Source organism: Vibrio sp. GLN_1 (genome assembly GCF_043106015.1).
GTDB lineage: Bacteria > Pseudomonadota > Gammaproteobacteria > Enterobacterales > Vibrionaceae > Vibrio > Vibrio parahaemolyticus.
Genome location: NZ_JBICMD010000007.1, coordinates 428,949 through 442,732, shown reverse-complemented (window position 1 = coordinate 442,732; position 13,784 = coordinate 428,949). Strand labels below are relative to the sequence as shown.

Genomic DNA, 13,784 nt, shown 5'->3' with positions numbered 1-13,784 from the left:
TAACAACAAAAAACTCCACGCAAAGGTGGAGTTTTCTCGTATCGTTATCGCCCTCAGTGCAACTTAATTTGCCACATTCTCGCGACGTTTTCGGCTAAATTGGCAACGTTGACGTCAGCCTCTTTCATGGCCTCAGATAAGCTCATCGCCCTTGGTACACAAGCAAACACCGCATCAATACCGCACTCATAAACCGCATGATAGTTGTCGCCCACACAGCCTGCTAACGCAATGACTGGCAAATCAAACTGCTTGGCCACCTTAGCAACGCCCATCGGCGTTTTGCCATGCGCGGTTTGATGATCGATTCGACCCTCGCCTGTGAATACGATATCCGCATCCGCAACATGCTCAGCAAGCTTGACCGTTTCAAGCACAATCTCAATTCCCGGTTGCAAACGCGCTGGCGTGTACCCGAGCAAGGCCGCGCCCATACCACCAGCAGCACCCGCCCCTTCACGAGTCAGTACGTGCTTACCCGTCGCTTGTTCCGTCAACTCGCCAAACTTGCGCAATGCGTTATCGAGCAGAGTGACGTCTGACGCTGTCGCTCCCTTTTGCGGGCCAAAGATAGCCGACGCGCCTTTTTCGCCACAGAGTGGGTTATCAACATCGCACGCTACCAACACTTCGCAAGCAGCTAAGCGCGGGTCAAGACCAGAAATATCGATGGATGCAAGCGCCGCTAACTCGCCTCCATTTGGGGTAATTGCATGACCAAATTCATCAAGAAACGTTACCCCCAACGCGGTCAACATACCCACGCCACCATCATTGGTAGCGCTGCCGCCCAAACCAATGATTAAGCGTTGAATACCTCTGTCTAGCGCGTGTTTGATCAGCTGTCCGGTACCAATGCTGCTGGTCAGTTTTGGGTCGCGAGCATCACTCGGCACAAGGTGTAGCCCACTGGCCTCCGCCATTTCAATAACCGCAGTTTCGCCGTCGCCGAGGATGCCATAAAACGCTTCAACATCATTCCCTAATGGCGCAGTCACTGTTGTGAAGACTTGTTCGCCTTGAGTTGCATCTATCAAAGATTGAACCGTGCCTTCGCCGCCGTCTGCGACCGGAACCGTAACAAACTCGGCATCATGCCATACGCGAGCAAGACCCGTTTTGATCGCCTCGCTCACTTGTTTGGCGGTTAAACTTTCTTTAAATGAATCAGGTGCAATTACCACTTTCATACGTATTTCCAGAGACTTATAAGAGAACGAGACTCAAAATGTACACCAATGCCATTGCCGTGACACCTTGAACGAGCGTAGCCATGGTTTGCGCGCGGTAGGCTAAGCCCACCGACATGCGGCTAAACTGCGAAACTACCCAGAAGAAGCTGTCGTTTGCATGAGAAACCGTCATCGCACCTGCACCGATCGCCATCACCGTTAATACGCGGCCCATTTCTGAATCTAGCCCCAATTGCGTAAGCATAGGCGCAACCAAAGCTGATGTGGTCACCAGCGCAACCGTAGACGAACCTTGCGCCGATTTTAGCGCAGCCGCAACGATAAATGGCATAAAAATGCCCACGCCCAGCGCCGATAGCGTCGTACCCAAGTATTCACCTAGCGGCGTTGCTTTTAATACCGCGCCAAATGCACCACCAGCACCGGTAATCAAAAGAATAGGCGCAGCAGCCGTAATACCTTGGCTGATTCGCTCGCCAAATTCTTCAATCTTGTTGTCTGATTTGAGTAGGCGAACAGAAAGGAACAGGCCAATCACCAATGCCGTTAGTGGCTGTCCTAAGAAAGTCAGAACATCAAACACAAAACCTTCGCCCAGCGGTAAGCTTGGGAATTTCGCGATAGAGCCAAAACAGATCAATAAGATTGGAACAAAAATAGGAGCGAATGCTTGGCTCGCCGTTGGCAATTTGCCGTAAGACGCTTTGAGTGCTTGCCAGTCATGCTGAATTTCATCTGCGGCTTCAATGCCATCTGGTTCAACATGTTGGAATCGGTTCGCCCACAACATACCCGCTAGCGCCGCAACCGCTGCAACAAACACACCCACACCAATCACTACACCAAGGTTAGATTCCAGGCCTAAGTTACCCGCAGCGGCAATCGGGCCAGGAGTTGGCGGCACAAACGTGTGCGTCGCGTATAGGCCAGTTGCCAACGCCACACTCATCGCAACGCTTGAGGTTTTTAAACGCTTCGCGAGTGATTCTTTGAGCGAGTTCAGAATGACAAAGCCTGAATCACAAAATACCGGAACAGAAACGATGTAACCGATGATACTCATAGTCAATGTTGGGAAACGCTCACCCAACACTTTAATAACCGTATCGGCCATGGTGATCGCCGCACCACTTTTCTCCAAAATAACACCGATGATGGTACCTAAAACGATAACCAAACCAATGTAACCAAGGATGCCGCCAAAGCCAGAAGCAATGGTTTTGGCAATGCTATCTGCCGGTAAGCCGTAAGCAAATGCCGCAAGGAACGCCGCGATGATCAGCGCTAAAAAGGGATGTAATTTGAATTTGGTGGTCGTGAGCACAATAAATGCGATCACCCCGAGCAGGATTAATATAAGGTTCATGATAACTCCATTTATTCTTATTTTGCTGAACGAGTCCGTGTTGGCTCACTCAACATGTAGGGACGCATGAATTATTAATCGTTTGCTTTCGAATTCCTTTAGGCGGAGTGACAAATGATGTGGTCAAAAAATGACGCGTATTGTGCAAATGCACAATATCACGCCATTTTTGAGAGCCGAGTCGCAATATAAAGCTCCGCTAACCCCACAAAATTGGTGGTTGGCAGCCCTGTTATCTCGGTGATTTTTTCTAACCGATAACGCAGAGTGTTCCGGTGAATAAACAGCATTTTAGAGCATTCCGTCACATTGCCATTGCATTCAAACAACGCATCTAGGGTTTTCAGTAATTGCCCAGATTTGTCTTTCTCTTTCAACCGTTTCACGCCATCAATAATTTGTTCACCTTGCCAAATATCCGCCAACGGCGCTAACAGCACAGGCAAACGAAGTTCATCGAACAGGTACTTACGTTTCTCTGGGTAGAACTGCTTGCCAATGGCTAATACCTGTTTCGCGCTTTGGTATGACAACGCGACATCTTTAGGCTCATTAAACAGCTGCCCTAGCGCAATGTGAAACGTATGCGAATCGTGATCGCTTAAGCGCGACATCAACTTATCAATGCGGTCACTTTCGATTTGGCTATCCCACTGCTTGGCGGAATGACACGGTTTCAGCACCACAATTTCATTCACTGAGACAATCGCAACCAGGTTGTTACGCTCCGGATATTCAAGCAGCTCAACAATATTGCGCACACTCTTCATGCTTTTTGAGGCGGACGGCGTCGAGACTTCAATCACCGTTGCCACCCGTGGTTGAGTAACATCGATAGAAAGACGCATCGCCCAATCTTTCAGCTCTTCATCGGTCAGTTTCCCATTGATCCAAGCCAGAATAAACTCTTCGCGATGACGTCTGTCCCACTGAAATTTTTCCACCAGCGCAGCTTGCTCGATTGTCAATTCAGCGGTCATTTTGACCAGTTTGGCGAAATCTCGGATTTTCTCCGGCTCACCTGTCACACCAACAATACCGACCACGTCACCATGCAATTTCAACAGCATATTGATTCCGGGTTTGACACCCTGCAACGTCAAACATTGCTGCTCATTCAGCTCTAGCGAATCGCCGTGATTCAACGCCAATACCGCGCCATCATGCACTTGCCCAACGCGTTTTGGATCGCCACTACCAATAATGATGCCTGCTGAGTTCATCACATTCACATTGTGACCAATGATGGACATGGTTCGATCAACAATTTGCTGTGCTAAGGAGTGGTCGAGAATCACCATTTCGATTTTCCAAACTTATAAATGAATCACTCAATAAATCACAAATAGCGTGCTATCGCGATGCTGTCGATGCAAATTGCAGGCGTAGCTCAAATCATTACGCCTTAACCACACATAAAAAATGGTTTAATCCGTCATTTTGAACAGAGGGATATATACTTAAAGCAAAGAGACTTCGATGCCTTGTTACTACGCGTTGGAGTTACGTTGCTGCAAGCGAGCGATAACGGAGGAAACACGATGGAATTGCGTAATAAAGCGGGCGAAATTGCCAAAATTGCTGACAACCTCACTTTGAAGGAAATTACTGAAATGGGCTACACCGTGGACTTATGCGATGAAGCTTATGATGCCAATGAGCACTGGAAAGCAGAAGGCAAAACTGAGGGTATGGGCGAGTACCCAGAAGAGTAAACGTCCCGACGAGCCAGCGCACTAGAGCCTACAAAAAAGAGTGCTACAAAAACAAAAAACCGAGCGACTTAACGCTCGGTTTTTTACTTTTGAACCTCTTGAATGAACATATCCATCTCTTCAAGATAATTGCCGTTTGAGCATCCCCAGTCAGTGACTTCAATCAGCTCAGTAATCAGCTGACCTGAATCATCACTTTGCACTCGCATAACAAACGCTTCAAAACGGTCAAGTTGAGCCTGAGTTTTAATGGCATGTACCGCATATTCTTGCATCAGCTCGTTATACACCTGCCAACGGTGATCATCAGAAACATCACTACTCAGAATGACCGCACATTTTTGCTGAATACTCTCAATGGCATCCTTTTTAGGAGCCGTCACTGACGAACATCCCGCTAAAACCACTCCTAGCGTCAGCAACGTTACTTTTGCTTTATTTATCATTTCGTTTCCGCTTTGTACGACTGCAACAAGAAATTTTATAAATTGTATACCATCAGCGCCAAAACGTAAGGTGCTCCACAACAAATAACCTACTAACCATTTAAAATGTAAACAAATAGTAAAATCACGTTTACGCGATGCAAAATCGACAAATGAGATTGTCGCTCCTTTCTCGCGGCCAAGCGTGCAATAATCAACTGTCTACATAACGAAACCATTTGAAGGATCAAAATGACCGCAACGGATTATCTCAACGACCTCAATCAACGTTACCTCGCGATTCACCGCACCAAAGAAGATTTCTTTTGGGAAACTTACATGGGGATCAGCGATGACCATGATGGCTCGACGCAAGCACAAACGGCGTGGACAAGCTTTTTGAGCAACGCCGAGCAAATTACTGCCATCAAGCAACAGCTTGAAGCCGCGGACTCAATTACCGACCCACAAGAGAAACAGCAAACCATTACGGGTCTTTCTGGTTGGCTAGCGATGTTTGAATCTCACGCAATCGAGGGAGAAAAAGCACAAGCGTTGAAAAATCAGCTCATTGCCTTTGAAGCTGAACTATTCGAGAAAAAACAGAACCACGTACAAACGTTTACCGATGAAAACGGCAAGCAAGTGGAAGGTTCACTGCCAGTATTGAGCTCAACCATTCGCACCAGCAACCATGAAGAAGTTCGCCAATCGGCTCATCAAGCCTTGCTGAACCTTGAACAATGGCTACTGCAAAACGGCTTTATAGAACTGATCAAACTGCGCAACCAGTTCGCTCGCTCACTGGGTTATGCGACCTTCTTTGATTACTCCGTGCAAAAAACGGAAAAGATGAGTTCTGAGCAGCTATTCGAGATTTTGGAAGATTTCGAACAACGCACGCGAGATGCGCACCTAAACAGCTTAGAAAACTTGGCGAAAGAGAAAGGCGCAAGTGCACTAACAGGCTTCAACTTTGTTTACTCGTTCGCGGGTGACGTCATGCGTGATCTTGACCCGTACGTGCCATTCTCTAAATCTCTGAGACGCTGGGTAGAATCGTTTGGTCGTCTGAATATTGATTACTCTGGCGCGACGCTAACGCTGGATTTATTAGACCGCAAAGGTAAGTACCCAAACGGGTTCTGCCACGGCCCGATCCCTTCTTTCTACAATCAAGGCGAATGGGTCGCAGCACAGGTGAACTTCACCAGCAATGCCAAACCAGATCAAGTGGGTAGCGGCTACGATGGCATTAACACGCTGTTCCACGAAGGTGGCCACGCAGCACACTTTGCGAACGTAAAAATGAACGCGCCTTGTTTTTCGCAGGAGTTTGCGCCGACGTCGATGGCTTATGCAGAAACTCAGTCGATGTTCTGTGACAGCCTGTTAACCGATGCCGATTGGCTAAAACAATACGCACTGGATGATGAAGGGAATTCGGTTCCTGATGAGACAATTCAAGCGATGATCAACAGTCGTCAACCATTCAAAGCCTACGAAGAACGTAGCATCTTGGTTGTGCCGTACTTTGAGCGCGCGTTATATCAACTTAGCGATGATGAGTTAACGCCAGAGCGCATCACTAAGCTGGCTCGAGATTGTGAAAAACAGATCCTTGGTTTGGAATGCAGCCCTCGCCCACTGATGGCGATTCCACATTTGCTATCCGATGAAGCGGCTTGCGCGTATCAAGGTTATCTACTCGCGCACATGGCGGTGTATCAGACCCGCGCATACTTCCTTGAGAAGTTTGGCTACCTGACGGATAACCCAGAAATTGGCCCACTGTTGGCAAAACACTACTGGCACGCAGGCAATCATTTGTCGCACAACGAAACGATTGTCAGCCTGACTGGCGAGGGGTTCAATGCTAAGTACTTGGCAGATGTATGTAATCTATCGCCAGAGCAAGCGTGGGAAGTACAGCAGAAGAAAATCGACTCACTTGCAACACGAGAACGAGCACCAGTCGCCTCACTGAACGCGACGATTAAAGTCGTCGACGGCAGTAAAGAACTGGCAAGCAACGCCATCTCTGACGAACAAATGTGTGACGATTTTGAACGTTACATCGTAGAGACTTACGGTCGATAACACGCCAAGAGCCAGAAGCCACGCTTCTGGCTTTTTACTATTAAGGCACAACAAAAGGAAGCCCCATGCATCAACAAATCATCAAGTTCTGGTTCGAAGAGCTAACGCCTCAAAACTGGTTTGAAAACAACCCAGAACTGGACAAACATATTGCGTCACGATTTGCCTCGTTACTAGAACAAGCCGCTCGTTGTGAACTGTTTAATTGGCGTGACAGCGCACAAGGACGATTGGCCGAAATCATCGTCCTCGACCAGTTTTCACGTAATGTGTATCGCAACACCCCAAAAGCGTTTGCGCAAGACCCGCTCGCATTAGCATTGGCTCAAGAAGCAATTCGGTTAGGACACGATCAAGAATTAGCGCCTGAGCAGCTAAGCTTTTTGTACATGCCCTTTATGCACAGCGAATCTCGCCTCATTCATGTCGAAGCTGAGAAATTGTTTCGCGCATCAGGGCTTGAAAATAACTACGATTTTGAGCTAAAACACAAAGCCATCATCGACCAATTTGGACGTTACCCACATCGCAACGCCATCTTGGGAAGAGAATGCACACCTGAAGAGTTAGCATTTTTGCAGCAACCCGGTTCCAGCTTTTAACCATCAATAACAACGAGAACGTTGAATGAAATTAGACGCCATATTGTGGGATTACGATGGGACACTCGTAAACTCTGTACCGAAAAACATCGACATCACCAAAGCGATCTTATCCATCGTAGCCCCGCATTTAACTGGCGATAATTTACCGAAATATCTCCATTCAGAAGCCAACTATCACTACGCAAACCACGCGGCGAAAAACTGGCAAGAGCTCTACGTGGATTACTACAGCATGTCCCATGATGAAATGCTAAAAGCTGGTGGTTTATGGGCAGAGCATCAAGAGAAAAACCAAACACCAGTAACCCTGTTTGAAGGCATTGATGGCGTTATTAAAGAGTTTGCGCAGCTGCCTCACGGCATTTGCTCTCAAAACTCACAAAGCAATATTCGTCGAGTGCTGTCCGACAACGGCATCAGCGCGCCGTTTAAATCCATCGTCGGGTATGATGACGTCTCGAACGGACACCAAAAGCCCGATGCGTACAGTGGCATCAAATGCGTTGAGTCGATTTTTGGTCACGCAGAAAATCGACAGCTGATGTACATCGGTGACCATGAAGCCGACACGCAATTCGCACGCAACATCGAACAGCAGTTGGGTGGCCAAAGTAAGGTGATTGCCGTTGCAGCAGCGTACAGCGGCGCGATGCCAGAGCGTTGGAGCGTGCAACCAGATTACGTGGCAAAAACGGTTGACGAGCTGTTTTCGATTATTGCTCAACACACGTAATTTTTGACTGCGGCTTAAGGCCAACACCTTGAATGCCAGCGCTCACCTTGCCCTTTCAGACATTGAAACAATTTTAGCCACTACACTGGAGGCCCCATGGTTACATGGCCATGTTTATTGAAACTCGATGGCGACGATGAACTTATCTATTTGCGTTCTCATGCCGATCTTGATTCCGAATGCGAAGCGCTCATTTTGGGGCCAGATGATTACGTAATTGACTCAAATGGCAACACGTTCGGGTTGCAATACAACGATTCGAACACCACCGTTTTACAACCGGAAGAACGCACTCTGTCCGTCGAGGAAGTTACGTCACTCATCCAGTCGCATGAGTTTAGTCTCGCACAAAGGTGCATCATCAAAATTCACTTCACCTCGGTACAGCAAGCAGTTGAGGCATTAGCCAATTAGCTCAAACTCCGCTCACGTTGATTACATATAATTATTATTTTTATAATTTATGATAATTTCATGTAATTAAAATCGCACCATATACTCTCCCACATCGAAACAAAACAACGTTTAAGCACACATGTTGGGAGCAAACAAATGAAAATGAATCATGTCGGTATTATGGTCGGAGATATGGATAAAGCGGTTGAGTTTTACACGCAAGCGCTTGGTCTAAAAGTCGTTATGGGCAACACGAAAGTGATTGAAGAACGCGAAACCGCAATTGGCAGAATGTGTATTGCGGTCTTTGGTGAGGGCTTTAAAGGCTTCAACATTGCGCATCTAGTGACAAGCGATGGTATCGGACTTGAGTTATTTGAAATGAAAGAGCGTCAAGAGCGCCATGAAGTGGATTTTTCTCGCATCGGTATCTTCCATTTCTGTTTGCAGACGGACGACTTTGAAGGTGCAATCAAGCGCACTGAAGCGTTGGGTGGCAAAGTTCGTATGGACATCATGCGTTACCACCCAGAAGACGATAACAAGCCTGCGAAAATGGTTTATCTAGAAGACCCATTCGGCAACCTGTTCGAGCTTTACTCGCACACTTATGAAGAAACTTACGCTTCTGAATACGAGTAATTGCATCAAGTAATACAACCGGGATCAGTGCGTTATTGAACCCGGTTGTTCAAACCGTTTCACCAACCATTGTTACGACTCAATGCCTAACGACTTCATCAACGATTCAACGGTATTGTTAACCCACAATATCAACGGATCATTACGGCGCTTTACGCTGTAAACGTAACCGAAGTTACCCTCTAATTTCGGCAGCGCGTCATCAAATTCGATAAAAGAAAAACGCTTATCTAACTGATTGATCAAGTGACGCGAACAAGGAAACAGCACATCGCTATCCGCAACCAAATTCAAAATGGTGTTGATGTGCGTGGTACGCAGTTGAATTCTTGGGACAACTGAAAAAGGCTGTAATAAGCGCGAGATGTGATCTTCTTTTTCATTCCAATGTTGGATGATGTGAACCGCGTACGCGTACTCTGAAATGTCATCCAAGTACATGCGTTTACCACCATGCGGATGCGTCGCGCGGCAGGCCAGAGCAAAGTCGTCCCGCCCGCCTTTTTTCTGAACCAGATGCTTCGGCAACTCCATAGGGAAATAGTTGATACCAAAAGCGATTTCACCCGCATCAATTTTGTCTGGCGTGGTTTCCGTCCAGTCTTCGATCACCAAGTTCATAAACGGCGCTTCTTTGGCTAGCAGCTGAGTAAACGCGGCAGAAAACCATTGCGCAATGGACGAGTTGATCGCAACACGCAGTACACTGCTCTCGGTCGCGGGATCAAAACTATGAGAAACATTCACCAGCTTGTCGATGTCGTTGATGATCCCAGAAAGCTGCGCTTTGATCTCTTCGGCTTTCGGCGTGAGCTCCATATTGGTGCCCTTACGCACTAAAATGTCGTCGTTAAACAAATCCCGAATTTTACGCAAGCTTCGGCTCACAGCAGGCTGGCTGGTGCACAAACGCTCCGCAGCCGTTGTGGTGTTACGTGTTTCAAGAATCACTGCAAGCACCTTGAGCAAATTGTAATCAAAGTTCATCAACATTATCTCTTTAGCTTTTCTCAAAGTATATCACTTTTGATATAGACTAAATACTCACAATTCATTTCTGTAATAAACGGGTTAACGACTAAGCTTAGCTGGAAACATATCCTCACAACCAAATGGATGAAACCAGCCATGAAACAAAAATTACTCGTTACTCTATTGGGATTATCAGCGCTAGGAGCCAGCCCTGTATTTGCGGCTAACACCAATGTTGATCTTGCAGAAGATGCTTATATCTACGGCTACTCTATTGATGAAGCGTACAAGTTTTTCTATCACACGGCGGTAGAAAACAACTATCCACTGAACCGCTTTCAGAATATTCGTGCTCTAGCTGATGACTCTTACACCGCTCACCCAACCATTAATAACGATACGCTTCACCTTATGGGCTGGTTAGATGTTGCTGCAGAACCTGTCATTGTGAGCGTGCCTGATATGGATGAAGGCCGTTACTGGATCTTGCACACAATGGACATGGGCCATTACACCAACGCAGCGTTCAGTTCTCGTACTCGCGGCACAAAAGGCGGCCAGTTCATGTTTGCAGCACAAGATTGGCAAGGTAAAGTGCCAGCTTCTGTCGACGAAGTGGTTCGCGTAGACAGCAACCTTGTGAAGCTGATGGGTCGCATCATGGCAGTGAATGACGAAGATGCGAAAGTCGCGCTTAACTACATGGACCAATGGAACATTCGTACCCTATCGGAATATTTAGGTAAGAACGGGCCAAAACCAGTACAAAGAACGTACCCAGATCCAAAAAATTCAACATGGCTTGAACGCGTGAACTTCGTGCTATGTGATGGCTCGATGGGCAATGCGGACAAACAGTGGTTGGACAAATACCAATCTATCGGCGTTGAACCATGCAAAACTGACTTCACGCCTGAGCAGCTAAAACTGGCAAAAATTGGTGAGAAGAAAGGCATGGAACACCTCGTCGAACTTGCACCTAAAATGACAGATGCTCGTACGTTGCTTGGTACACGCGATACCTTGGGTGATGCGCCACGCGATATTTTTGCAGAAGGTACTTACCTTGGTCAGTGGGGCTTACCACCTATCGAAGCGTCTTACCGTAAATCAGATTTCGACAGCACTGGTCAAAAACTGGATGGTTCGAAGCATGATTACGTGATGCGCTTTAAAGCGCCGAACGTCAGCGAATTCTGGTCTGTTACTATTTACGGCAACGACAACCGTTTGATGGCGAAAAACGACCTAAACCGTCACAGCCGTGGCGACCGAACCATGAAAGCGGACAAAGACGGTTACTACACCATTTACATGAGTGCGAACGAGAAAGGTCGTGCAGACGATCCAAACTTCTTGCCAGTACCTGAAAAACCGTTCTACGCCATCATGCGTTTTTACGGCGCAGACGATGCAATCCAAAGTGGTGAGTATCAAATGCCTGAAATCAAAGTAGTTAAATAATTCGTTTTAACGAACCACTGCTCTGTCGCCTCCTTAGCTCGTAAGTGCGTTAAGGGGGCTTATTTCAAGGTGGGTGTCTAGGGCAAACATCTAGCCCAAAAATCAAAGAGCCTCCCACTCAATCTAGTGATTATTTTTATTTAGGTATCGTATGGATTTTAATCTAATCCAAACCTTTTTAATTGTTGCTGAATATCAATCTTACTCTCGCGCCGCAGAGCACCTAGGGCTAACTCAGCCTGCGATTAGCGCATCCATGAAGCGTTTGGAAAAAGAAACCAACAAATCGTTATTTGTGAAGGATGGGCGACAAATCAAACTCACTTCTGTAGCGCATCAGTTGCTACCTAAATTTCATCAGGCGTTTGCGATGATTAATGATGCCATTTCCGATCAAAGCACTTTCCGCCTGAGCTGTAACGAGGCGCTGATCCACCGCATCACATCAACCAACACGATCAGCATTTGCGCCGATACGGATTTACCTTCGTTATTGAATGATCTACGACTTAAACAGATCGATTTGATTATTAGCCCAACGACCATTCATGACCCATCGTTTATCAGTGAATCAATTTTTGAAGAACCAATGGTGGTGATTTGTCGTCAAGGTCACCCACGTATCGCAGGAAAAATCGAACAAGAACGGTTTTATTCTGAAAAGCACTGTCGGTTTGTCGGAGACGAAGACTTCCCAGTTAGCAACACCGAAATTCACCAGCCAGGGCTGCAAGAGCGTGATGTGGAAATGATGACAACATCGCTCTCTGGCATGATGCTTCGAAACACGATTGCTTAGGCGTGCTTCCCCTGTCTTTGGCGCAGAAATGGCAATCGGCTTTGAATCTGCAAGTCATTCAAACTCCAATGTTTTCCGAGCCGGTCAGCTATAAGCTGATTTTCCATAAACGAGATGAATCCAGCACTTCCCATCAACGTTTGCGAGCTTGGGCGCGTGACCAATTTGCTACAGGCCTAAACGCCTGACGCGGTCGCACATCAAGGCGTTTCGCCAAAAACTCTTTCTCTCTTCTTAAACGCCCCTTTATGACCAAATGTGCATATGTTAAAAATGACTTAACGATCAATATGGACGTTCAGGTCGTATACTTTTCCATAACCGCACAAAAGGAGTGAAGTATGCCCACCAACAACCCAATCGCAATCCAAGCCCTTGATCATGTCGTGTTAAGAACGTGCAACCTCGACGCCATGTTGCATTTCTATCGAGATGTTTTGGGTTGCCCAGTCGAGCGCGAAGTAATGGAGCTTGGTTTAACCCAGCTTAGGGCTGGTAACGCATTGATTGATGTGGTGACGGTGGACAGCGAGTTAGGGCAACTTGGCGGAAAGCCACCAGTTCAAAATGGTCGTAATATTGACCATTTTTGCCTGCAACTAGCGCCTTTTTGCGAAAATGAAATACTGGAATATCTGCGTTCGAACGGCATTGAAACCGAAGAGTTTGCGAAGCGCTACGGCGCACAGGGGTTCGGTCGCTCACTCTATATTCATGATCCGGAAGGAAATGTCGTCGAGTTAAAACCTCAAGTGATTGATGAGTAAGCTACACTTAACTGTGTTACTGACCATTTGTTTCTCATCATTGTAGAAGGCTCAAAAAAATGAACGCGATCTCGTTAGTCCAAGGCGACATCACCACCGCACATGTCGATGCCATCGTGAATGCAGCAAACCCGAGAATGCTCGGCGGAGGTGGCGTCGATGGTGCCATTCATCGCGCAGCAGGGCCTGCGCTTATCAATGCGTGTTATGCCGTTGATGATGTCGACGGTATTCGATGCCCGTTTGGTGACGCACGCATTACTGAGGCTGGCAATTTAAACGCGCGTTACGTCATTCATGCCGTTGGCCCGATTTACGATAAATTCGCCGATCCAAAAGCGGTGTTGGAATCTGCATATCAACGTTCGCTGGATCTCGCGCTCGCCAACCACTGCCAAAGTGTGGCACTGCCTGCGATTTCTTGCGGAGTGTATGGTTACCCACCTCAAGAAGCAGCAGAAGTCGCGATGGCTGTTTGTCAAAGACCGGAATACGCGGTACTCGACATGCACTTTTACTTGTTTAGTGAAGAGATGCTTTCGATATGGCAACACGCCCTGACCCAGCACTAAAATCTTTGTGACAAGAGACATAAAAAACCGGACTG

The 13,784-nt window shown here is 47.1% G+C and carries 15 protein-coding genes; 10 read left to right on the top strand and 5 right to left on the bottom strand.

All coding sequences use genetic code 11. From position 1 onward, the window contains the following. Positions 1–53 precede the first annotated feature (53 nt). From ACF8OV_RS04690 to ACF8OV_RS04680, 3 genes are all read right to left on the bottom strand, one after another. Positions 54–1,190 carry a glycerate kinase gene (locus tag ACF8OV_RS04690; RefSeq protein ID WP_203503739.1) on the bottom strand — a complete coding sequence of 379 codons (1,137 nt, stop codon included), beginning with the start codon at positions 1,188–1,190 and terminating at the stop codon, positions 54–56. 16 nt (positions 1,191–1,206) lie between these two features. Further along, entirely contained in the window at positions 1,207–2,559 is a 1,353-nt protein-coding gene (locus tag ACF8OV_RS04685) for a GntP family permease (protein WP_203503737.1), read from the bottom strand. A gap of 158 nt (positions 2,560–2,717) precedes the next feature. Next, positions 2,718–3,860: a sugar diacid recognition domain-containing protein gene (locus tag ACF8OV_RS04680; RefSeq protein ID WP_079771559.1), complete on the bottom strand. Its 1,143-nt coding sequence runs from the start codon at positions 3,858–3,860 to the stop codon at positions 2,718–2,720. A 240-nt stretch (positions 3,861–4,100) separates the two neighbouring features. Between ACF8OV_RS04680 and ACF8OV_RS04675 the strand changes: the two genes are divergently transcribed. Continuing rightward, positions 4,101–4,274 carry a hypothetical protein gene (locus ACF8OV_RS04675; RefSeq protein ID WP_005460772.1) on the top strand — a complete coding sequence of 58 codons (174 nt, stop codon included), beginning with the start codon at positions 4,101–4,103 and terminating at the stop codon, positions 4,272–4,274. A gap of 83 nt (positions 4,275–4,357) precedes the next feature. On the opposite strand, the gene ACF8OV_RS04670 is transcribed toward ACF8OV_RS04675, so the two are convergent. Further along, on the bottom strand, positions 4,358–4,720 hold the full coding sequence (locus ACF8OV_RS04670; protein ID WP_025509446.1) for a hypothetical protein: 363 nt from the start codon (positions 4,718–4,720) through the stop codon (positions 4,358–4,360). Between the two features lie 231 nt (positions 4,721–4,951). Here ACF8OV_RS04670 and ACF8OV_RS04665 point away from each other — a divergent pair, with 231 nt between their 5' ends. From ACF8OV_RS04665 to ACF8OV_RS04645, 5 genes are all read left to right on the top strand, one after another. Then, the gene (locus tag ACF8OV_RS04665; protein ID WP_140272717.1) at positions 4,952–6,799 is read left to right on the top strand and encodes a M3 family metallopeptidase; all 1,848 of its coding nucleotides are present in this window, start codon (positions 4,952–4,954) and stop codon (positions 6,797–6,799) included. Positions 6,800–6,864: 65 nt separating this feature from the next. Next, the gene (locus ACF8OV_RS04660) at positions 6,865–7,401 is read left to right on the top strand and encodes a DUF924 family protein (protein WP_140078078.1); all 537 of its coding nucleotides are present in this window, start codon (positions 6,865–6,867) and stop codon (positions 7,399–7,401) included. Between the two features lie 25 nt (positions 7,402–7,426). Next, positions 7,427–8,137, top strand: coding sequence for an HAD family hydrolase (locus ACF8OV_RS04655; RefSeq protein WP_203503735.1), 711 nt, complete (start codon positions 7,427–7,429; stop codon positions 8,135–8,137). 96 nt (positions 8,138–8,233) lie between these two features. After that, entirely contained in the window at positions 8,234–8,551 is a 318-nt protein-coding gene (locus ACF8OV_RS04650; RefSeq protein ID WP_025506254.1) for a DUF4144 domain-containing protein, read from the top strand. A 138-nt stretch (positions 8,552–8,689) separates the two neighbouring features. After that, positions 8,690–9,175: a VOC family protein gene (locus tag ACF8OV_RS04645; protein WP_005391929.1), complete on the top strand. Its 486-nt coding sequence runs from the start codon at positions 8,690–8,692 to the stop codon at positions 9,173–9,175. Between the two features lie 72 nt (positions 9,176–9,247). Here the strand turns inward: ACF8OV_RS04645 and ACF8OV_RS04640 are convergent, their stop codons facing one another. Further along, entirely contained in the window at positions 9,248–10,162 is a 915-nt protein-coding gene (locus ACF8OV_RS04640; protein ID WP_006740978.1) for a LysR family transcriptional regulator, read from the bottom strand. A 141-nt stretch (positions 10,163–10,303) separates the two neighbouring features. On the opposite strand from ACF8OV_RS04640, the gene ACF8OV_RS04635 reads away from it, so the two are divergent. From ACF8OV_RS04635 to ACF8OV_RS04620, 4 genes are all read left to right on the top strand, one after another. Further along, entirely contained in the window at positions 10,304–11,611 is a 1,308-nt protein-coding gene (locus tag ACF8OV_RS04635; protein WP_140101396.1) for a DUF1254 domain-containing protein, read from the top strand. 151 nt (positions 11,612–11,762) lie between these two features. Then, the gene (locus ACF8OV_RS04630; RefSeq protein WP_258495712.1) at positions 11,763–12,410 is read left to right on the top strand and encodes a LysR family transcriptional regulator; all 648 of its coding nucleotides are present in this window, start codon (positions 11,763–11,765) and stop codon (positions 12,408–12,410) included. A gap of 341 nt (positions 12,411–12,751) precedes the next feature. Continuing rightward, positions 12,752–13,177: a VOC family protein gene (locus ACF8OV_RS04625; protein ID WP_021821230.1), complete on the top strand. Its 426-nt coding sequence runs from the start codon at positions 12,752–12,754 to the stop codon at positions 13,175–13,177. 59 nt (positions 13,178–13,236) lie between these two features. Further along, a complete protein-coding gene (locus ACF8OV_RS04620) occupies positions 13,237–13,749 on the top strand; it encodes an O-acetyl-ADP-ribose deacetylase (protein WP_203503733.1) in 513 nt (170 codons plus the stop codon). Positions 13,750–13,784: the final 35 nt, after the last annotated feature.

Coding starts and splice junctions, on each gene's coding strand:
- ACF8OV_RS04690 (WP_203503739.1), bottom strand. CDS start 1,190: ATGAAAGTGGTAATTGCACCTGATTCATTTAAAGAAAGTTTAACCGCC.
- ACF8OV_RS04685 (WP_203503737.1), bottom strand. CDS start 2,559: ATGAACCTTATATTAATCCTGCTCGGGGTGATCGCATTTATTGTGCTC.
- ACF8OV_RS04680 (WP_079771559.1), bottom strand. CDS start 3,860: ATGGTGATTCTCGACCACTCCTTAGCACAGCAAATTGTTGATCGAACC.
- ACF8OV_RS04675 (WP_005460772.1), top strand. CDS start 4,101: ATGGAATTGCGTAATAAAGCGGGCGAAATTGCCAAAATTGCTGACAAC.
- ACF8OV_RS04670 (WP_025509446.1), bottom strand. CDS start 4,720: ATGATAAATAAAGCAAAAGTAACGTTGCTGACGCTAGGAGTGGTTTTA.
- ACF8OV_RS04665 (WP_140272717.1), top strand. CDS start 4,952: ATGACCGCAACGGATTATCTCAACGACCTCAATCAACGTTACCTCGCG.
- ACF8OV_RS04660 (WP_140078078.1), top strand. CDS start 6,865: ATGCATCAACAAATCATCAAGTTCTGGTTCGAAGAGCTAACGCCTCAA.
- ACF8OV_RS04655 (WP_203503735.1), top strand. CDS start 7,427: ATGAAATTAGACGCCATATTGTGGGATTACGATGGGACACTCGTAAAC.
- ACF8OV_RS04650 (WP_025506254.1), top strand. CDS start 8,234: ATGGTTACATGGCCATGTTTATTGAAACTCGATGGCGACGATGAACTT.
- ACF8OV_RS04645 (WP_005391929.1), top strand. CDS start 8,690: ATGAAAATGAATCATGTCGGTATTATGGTCGGAGATATGGATAAAGCG.
- ACF8OV_RS04640 (WP_006740978.1), bottom strand. CDS start 10,162: ATGAACTTTGATTACAATTTGCTCAAGGTGCTTGCAGTGATTCTTGAA.
- ACF8OV_RS04635 (WP_140101396.1), top strand. CDS start 10,304: ATGAAACAAAAATTACTCGTTACTCTATTGGGATTATCAGCGCTAGGA.
- ACF8OV_RS04630 (WP_258495712.1), top strand. CDS start 11,763: ATGGATTTTAATCTAATCCAAACCTTTTTAATTGTTGCTGAATATCAA.
- ACF8OV_RS04625 (WP_021821230.1), top strand. CDS start 12,752: ATGCCCACCAACAACCCAATCGCAATCCAAGCCCTTGATCATGTCGTG.
- ACF8OV_RS04620 (WP_203503733.1), top strand. CDS start 13,237: ATGAACGCGATCTCGTTAGTCCAAGGCGACATCACCACCGCACATGTC.